This window comes from Deltaproteobacteria bacterium, assembly GCA_017302835.1.
In the GTDB taxonomy this organism is placed as follows: Bacteria; Bdellovibrionota; Bdellovibrionia; order Bdellovibrionales; family Bdellovibrionaceae; genus UBA2316.
Genome location: JAFLCC010000032.1, coordinates 1 through 6,788, shown reverse-complemented (window position 1 = coordinate 6,788; position 6,788 = coordinate 1). Strand labels below are relative to the sequence as shown.

The 6,788-nt window shown below is 35.3% G+C and carries 7 protein-coding genes, 1 tRNA gene and 1 pseudogene; 7 read left to right on the top strand and 2 right to left on the bottom strand.

What is annotated here, in order from left to right; genetic code table 11:
- Positions 1-182: 182 nt before the first annotated feature.
- Complete coding sequence (locus J0M15_16850) at positions 183-479, bottom strand: hypothetical protein (GenBank protein ID MBN8538718.1); 297 nt, start codon at positions 477-479, stop codon at positions 183-185.
- 18 nt (positions 480-497) lie between these two features.
- Here J0M15_16850 and J0M15_16845 point away from each other — a divergent pair, with 18 nt between their 5' ends.
- Together J0M15_16845 and J0M15_16840 are read left to right on the top strand one after the other, a co-directional pair.
- On the top strand, positions 498-644 hold the full coding sequence (locus tag J0M15_16845; protein ID MBN8538717.1) for a winged helix-turn-helix domain-containing protein: 147 nt from the start codon (positions 498-500) through the stop codon (positions 642-644).
- Positions 641-1,156, top strand: a pseudogene (locus J0M15_16840) (IS630 family transposase). Before J0M15_16845 ends, J0M15_16840 begins: the two are co-directional and overlap by 4 nt.
- A gap of 465 nt (positions 1,157-1,621) precedes the next feature.
- Here J0M15_16840 and J0M15_16835 read toward each other — a convergent pair.
- Positions 1,622-1,698, bottom strand: a tRNA-Pro gene (locus J0M15_16835).
- A gap of 143 nt (positions 1,699-1,841) precedes the next feature.
- Here J0M15_16835 and J0M15_16830 point away from each other — a divergent pair.
- The 5 genes from J0M15_16830 (at position 1,842) to J0M15_16810 (ending at position 6,631) form a co-directional block, all read left to right on the top strand.
- Positions 1,842-2,498, top strand: coding sequence for a hypothetical protein (locus J0M15_16830; protein ID MBN8538716.1), 657 nt, complete (start codon positions 1,842-1,844; stop codon positions 2,496-2,498).
- Positions 2,499-2,549: 51 nt separating this feature from the next.
- Complete coding sequence (locus J0M15_16825) at positions 2,550-3,407, top strand: carbon-nitrogen hydrolase family protein (protein ID MBN8538715.1); 858 nt, start codon at positions 2,550-2,552, stop codon at positions 3,405-3,407.
- A gap of 22 nt (positions 3,408-3,429) precedes the next feature.
- Positions 3,430-3,651 (top strand): hypothetical protein, encoded by a 222-nt coding sequence (locus J0M15_16820; GenBank protein MBN8538714.1) that lies wholly within the window; start codon positions 3,430-3,432, stop codon positions 3,649-3,651.
- Between the two features lie 100 nt (positions 3,652-3,751).
- Positions 3,752-5,473, top strand: coding sequence for an electron transfer flavoprotein-ubiquinone oxidoreductase (locus J0M15_16815; protein MBN8538713.1), 1,722 nt, complete (start codon positions 3,752-3,754; stop codon positions 5,471-5,473).
- A gap of 33 nt (positions 5,474-5,506) precedes the next feature.
- Entirely contained in the window at positions 5,507-6,631 is a 1,125-nt protein-coding gene (locus J0M15_16810; protein ID MBN8538712.1) for an N-6 DNA methylase, read from the top strand.
- Positions 6,632-6,788 lie beyond the last annotated feature (157 nt).

Genomic DNA, 6,788 nt, shown 5'->3' with positions numbered 1-6,788 from the left:
TTGCATAAATTCAGTTACCTTTTCTAGATCGTTTTGATCTTGTTTGTTTTTAGCTAAACAAAAGGGTAACTGAGTTTTCCACATTCTCGCTATCCGAGATGTGTCAGATCAGATCTAAACTTCTACAGCTTACTATTACCCACAAATAGTCCGCGACACCGTCACTAAAACTTTTCAGTATCCTACCTATTGAAGTCAGTTGTCCAAAGGGCCTCCTTAAGGGCTTGTTCTAGTATGAGATCCAACTGTTTTTTTAATTTCTTGTAGTTTTTTATTCTGGTTCTACATTCTATAGCCATTTCTGGCGTGATCGTCTTTGTGGTTCTTTTGCCGGCAATTATTCCCGTCCAACGATAATAGGTGCCATGTAGTTTTGGCTTTTTGGCTTTACAAGCGCAGTTCTTCTTTCCGCATTGGCTTCGTGCTGACGATACGCTTCCATTCAAAATGTAACCATTAAATTCAATTTTATTTTTCATTTAATTACCCTAGGGCATGTGTGGAAACTTCTTCAAGATTTTGGATTTTCAGTTCAAAGTCCAAAGAGACTCTTAGCCAATGCAGATGAGGAAAAGAGACAGAAGTGGCTTAAAGAGACTTACCCAGAAATAAAAAAAAAGTACAACATGGAGGATGACGATTAGTATATGTAGATGAAGCTAGCTTCCGGCAAGACTCAACACTTCACAGAACTTGGTCCAGAAAAGGATGCCAACCCTTAGTACCTGTCACGGGACAAAGAAAATCTGTAAAAGTTTTCGGCTGTATGGATGTACTTTCGTCAGAGTTTATTTATGGGATAGGAGACGTCTTCAACGTCATGTCCTATATAGGTTTCCTGGAATATATGTCTACGGAATTATTTGATAAAAATAGAAAAATTCACTATTTCCAAGATAATGCTTCTTACCACAAAAGCTCAGAAGTATGGCAATGGTTTAAAGAAAATCGTAACTGGATTGAGGTTTACAATTTACCACCCTATTGCCCAGAACTCAATGCAGCTGAGCATTTGTGGAAGTATACTAGAAAGGAAGCTACACAAAATAAACTCTTTGAAAATGAAGAAGAAATCCAAGAAACATTAACTGATGTGTTTGAAAAAATTCAAAAAAATCCAAAATCAATTTCTGGATATATGGCCCATTTTTTATGAATTATGTCTTGTTATTTATGCGAACCTATATAGTAAAATACTTTTTAGAAAAAAAAGATTTGAAATTTGGTGGACAGGGGTTCGAACCACGTAAACGCTTTTACCAACTACACCCAACTCTTCGAGGAGTTTAGTGGACTCTGTTGTCTCAACACCACTCGTGTGGCCCTGACGATGAGCACGCCACCCGTAAGTCCACTCATCTATGAGGTAAGAAGTCAGAATTTTGGGCATGACTAGGCCTTCCACCGTTTTTCACGGCAGGGAATAAAATTTAAAAAAAATAAAATAGAAAAAATCGAAATTTGACTCGGTTTATCCACCGATTTGGGTTTTAAAAAAGGCCCTTACTAAATGACAAGAACCGTAGAACCCAAGAATCTTAGAGCCCTTTTTGTTGGACCTGGTAAAATTGAATTCTTTTGGGTTTTCAAGGTCTTAACCAGCTTTCCAAAAAAGGAAAATTGGTCGGGGAGACAGGATTTGAACCTGCGACCACCTGCTCCCAAGGCAGGTACGCTACCAAACTGCGCTACTCCCCGACTACAATGCTTGTTGTTGTTTAAAATCTTTCTAATGTATTGTCAAATTTTTAATATAAAAAAATCATATCAGCTGATATGCGACTATCAATTGATGGTATTGGTTCTTGTTTTTTCAGAAGAGAATAAATTAGGATTAAGAGATGAAAATAAAAGTAGATATGAGTTCTAAATTGATACCCTTTATAGTCATTTTTTTGGGGACCATTTTTTTCTTTTTTTATGCTCCCCCACCTAGTATTTGCAAAGATCAAATAGATTCCTATAAAAGATCACTTCGTGGAAAAATTTATGGATACCGTGAACAAAAAAATGTTATTCCACCAAAAATTAAGAAGGCGGTTGAATATTGTCGCGAGGGAAAATCTAATGGAAGTTGTATAGATTACTTTGAATTGATAAATCAAATGTCGATGAATTTAAATCAAATTGAGGAGCAGTGTTTAGGTGAACTTTTTCTTGAAAAAGATGTTCTTGATATTTTCAAAAGATTTTTCTTAATAGCAAGTCTTCTGGCTTGGGGAGACGAAGTTCCTAAAGATGCAAAGACAAATTGGTTTTCCGACGCCAATACTCTTGTTTTTTGTAAAGTAAAAAAAGCCCTAGAGGAACGGTTGCCTAAAGAAGAGTACGAGGAATTAGTAACAAATATTATAAATTCAGTTCCATTTACAAAGTTAGGAGTAGATTTTGCTAATGATTCTGAAGAAGCAAAAAATAATAGAGCTATTTTAAAGTTAGATCGAAATGAAGTGTTAAATAAATCAATTCTTTCATTGAGATGCGAAAGAATTTTATAATTTGGATTTTATTCTTTCTGTGAAACTTCTAGAAAGAAGGGTAAAGAAAAGATGGATAAATTAAAAGTTGCTGTGGCATCTATAACTTCAATCGACAATGTAGATGAAAATTTTAGAATCATTGAAAAATTGACATTACAAGCAAAAGCTAAAAAAGCTAAAATAATTTTTTTTCCTGAAAATTGTCTTTTTATGAGAGTTAAAGAAAGAACTGAAATTGTTAGTTTTCAAAAGGACTCAGTGATCATTAAAAAGATTCAGAAATTAGCGGCAATTAATAAAATGACAATTCATTTGGGATCAGTTTCTTTCAATTTAAATAATAAAAATTATAACTCTTCATTGTTATTTGATTCAGCCGGTAGACTCACCGTTTCTTATTCGAAAATTCATTTATTTGATATAAAGCTAAAGGGACACGACCCAATAAAAGAATCTGATGTTTATACTCCAGGAACGGTTCCATCTATTTTTACCTATCAAAATTGGAAGTTTGGTCAATCTATATGTTATGACATTAGATTTTCAGAACTTTATCTTAAGTATTTTGAAAAAAAAGTAGATGTTATTTTAATTCCAGCAGCTTTTTTAAAAAAAACGGGTGAATGCCATTGGCATATTTTAAATCGAGCCCGTGCTATTGAGAACCAATGTTATGTTATTTCGAGTGCTCAAAGCGGAATCCACAAGTCAAAAATGTATAAAGGATTGAGCAGAGAGACCTATGGTCATTCACTGATCGTTGATCCGTGGGGACGAATCGAAGTAGACTTGAACAAACCAAACAACATTCAAATTTTTTCTTTAGAAAGAGATAAAATAACACAGGTAAGAGAGCAAATTCCAATGGTTCAACATAGAAGAAACAGAGTGTTGTCTAAATCATTTTTTAGTCTTAAGATAAAATAGGCTGAATAAACAAGGAATTTAAATGGTAAAACTTTTTGTTATTATTTTTGTTTTTAGTAATTTTTCATTTGCTGCAGAAATGAGTTTAGCAACCTATGAGGAATACTCATTAATTGTTAGAAATAAAACCTACTTGGGCGGAAAGGATGAATCTTCCTTAAAGTTATTGCCAGTAGTTGTTGAACCAACTCGAAAAATTCAAGGCTCTGTTGAAGATGACGAATCTGTAATGAGTAATGAATAATTAGTGATTGGTGATTAGTGATTAGTGATTGGTGATTAGTGATTGGTGATTAGTGATTAGTGACAAAAATAATTGTACTTGTCTAATTGGAGGCTGAGGTATGAACAATTTTTTTTCTTTACCTGAAGGTTATAAAAATGAAGAAATGGAAACCGATATCTTGATTGTCGGAGGTGGAAGTGCTGGTTTAAGTTGTGCCTATCAAATTCAGAAAAAATATAATGAACTTAAATCAGGGAATGATCCTGTAGTCTCTGGAAAAGAGGCCCCAATGATTATTGTACTTGAAAAAGGTTCTGAAATAGGGGCTCATAGTCTTTCCGGAGCTGTTTTAAACCCTATAGCTCTCAAAGAACTTATTCCCAACTATTTGGAGCTTCAGTGCCCAATTGAAAGTGCAGTAACTGGCGATTCAGTTTATTATTTGACGGAATCGTCTTCTCTAAAACTTCCAATGACACCTCCTCCATTTAAGAATCATGGTAATTATATTTTATCCATTTCAAAGTTTAACCGCTGGTTAGGAGGGCTGTGCGAAGCTCAAGGAATAAATATCTTTCCTGGTTTTTCAGCGGTAGAAGCCCTCTATGAAGGCAATAAAATCGTTGGAGTGAGGACTGGAGACAAGGGGAGAGATAAGGATGGCACGCCAAAAACAAATTTTGAACCTGGTATTATTATAAAATCTAAAATCACTATTTTTGCCGAAGGCACTAGAGGTTCTTTGTTTAAAGCCGTGAGTAAAAAACTAAATCTTCGAAAAGGAAAAAACCCTGAGGTTTTTGAAGAAGGTGTCAAGGAAATCATTCAATGTGAAAAAGGTTCTGTGGTTCCCGGTCAAGTGATTCATACGATGGGATACCCTTTATCTAAAAGCATTGGTGGTACTTTTCTTTATACATTGCCCGAAGATAAAATTATTTTGGGGTTAGTTGCCTATTTAGACACGAAAGATCCTTATCTGGATCCCCATAGAGAATTACAAAAATTAAAAACTCATCCCTTTGTTCAGAAGTTCATAAAAGGAGGAAAAGTACTTGCCTATGGAGGTAAGACCCTTCCAGCCGGGGGGTGGTATTCGATGCCTCAATTATTTGGGGAGGGTTGGATGGTTGTTGGAGATTCCGCTAGCATGGTTGATGTTCAAAAATTAAAAGGAATTCATCTTTCCATGAAATCAGGGATGCTGGCTGGAGAAGTAGCTTTGGAGTCCTACCTAAAAGATGATGCTTCTGAGAAGTTATTAAATAATTATGAATTTAAAATAAATCAAAGTTTTATTAAAGAGGAGCTTTATAGAGTCAGAAATTTTCATCAGACCCTTTCCAAGGGAATGTTTAAGTCCTTACCCTTGTTAGCGCTTCAGGAGTTAACCGGAGGAAGGGGTTTATTTGATAAATTGCCCGTTCATGAAGATGCTAAAACGACAGCCACTGTTATGGAAATTTGGGGAGAGAATGCTGGCAACAATAAGGAACTTAAACTTCCCCCGCTAGATGGCCATCTGTCTATGGATAAATTATCCAGCGTTTATCTGACTGGAACCATCCATGATGAGCACTCACCCAATCATTTATTGCTTCAAAATTCCGACACATGTAGATCAGTTTGTGAACCTAAATATAAGTCTCCTTGCACTCACTTTTGTCCCGCAGCTGTTTATGAAATGATTCCATCTGAAAAATATTCAGATCAAAAAGAATTGAAAATAAATTACACTAACTGTATACATTGCAAAACGTGCGATATTAAGTGTCCATTTGAAAATATTGACTGGACGCCTCCTGAAGGTGGGGGTGGGCCAAAATATATTGAGACCTAAATTTGTTTCCCTATCGTAATAGAATTGGAATATATGGCTGATTTTTTTGCTTCCTGCCCTCAAGAGATGTCTGGGGTTTTAGAATTGGAGCTTCAATCTTTAGGATTTCATAAAACCGAAAAAATTAATAGTGGCGTCTATTTTGAAACGACTTGGGAGGGCTGCTACAAGGCTAATCTTTTTTCCCGAATTGCCAGTAGAGTTTACAAGCCTGTTCTCGAGTTTATTGCCTATGACCCAGAACAGCTTTATTCAGAAATTAGAAAACACGATTTTACAAAGTATATCCATACTCATCAAACTATCGCTATAGATTCTGTCATCAATGATTGTGTTTTACATGATCAGAGATTTGTCACTATGAAGATCAAAGATGCTATTGTGGACCAATTTCGTGAAGAAAAAGGTGACCGTCCCAATGTTGATTCAAAAAATGCAGATTTACGAATACATGTGAAGGGAACTAAAAATACTTTTTGGGTCGCTCTAGACACTTCTGGCTCTGGATTATATCAGAGAGGTTACCGACGTGAAGTCGGAGAAGCGCCCATAAAAGAGAATTTAGCTGCAGGTTTAATTGAACTTGCTGGTTGGGATAAAAAAAGCACATTAGTTGATCCCATGTGTGGTTCTGGAACTTTTCTAATCGAAGCGGCGATGATGGCCTTAAATATAGCGCCTGGAACTTTGAGAAAAAAATTTGGATTTCAAAATTGGCTTAACTACAAGGAAGAAGTTTGGGATAAACTTGTCACTGAGGCCCTAGATGCCGAAAAAGAATCTTTAGATTTTAATTTATATGGTTATGATATCGATCGGCAAGTTATCTCAAAAGCAAAAAGTAACGCTAAATTGGCAGGAGTTGATCATGTTGTCCAGTTTAAATCAGAAACGATTGCGGTGGTAAAAGCTCCGGAAGAAAAAGGAATGATGATAACAAATCCTCCTTATGGTGCCAGAATTGGCGAAGAAGACAATCTAAAGGATGTTTATCGAGATTTAGGTTATACGATGAAGAATCACTTTAAAAATTGGGATTGCTGGGTTTTATCAGGAAATAAAGATTTAATTCTAGAAATGAAATTAAAATCAAGTCGTAGAATTTTTGTATTTAATGGTCCTATCGAATGTCGATTTTTAAAATACACCATGTTCTAAAGTTTGGAATTAACGAAAAATCCACGTACCTGGGAACTTTCTAAAATTAGTGGGAAATATGTGGAAAACTAGGTTTAGATAATTTCAACTTTTACTTAAAGTAAGACTTTAAGTTTTAACAGGTCCAGATTTCAATTTAATTCCAAAGTATAAACAA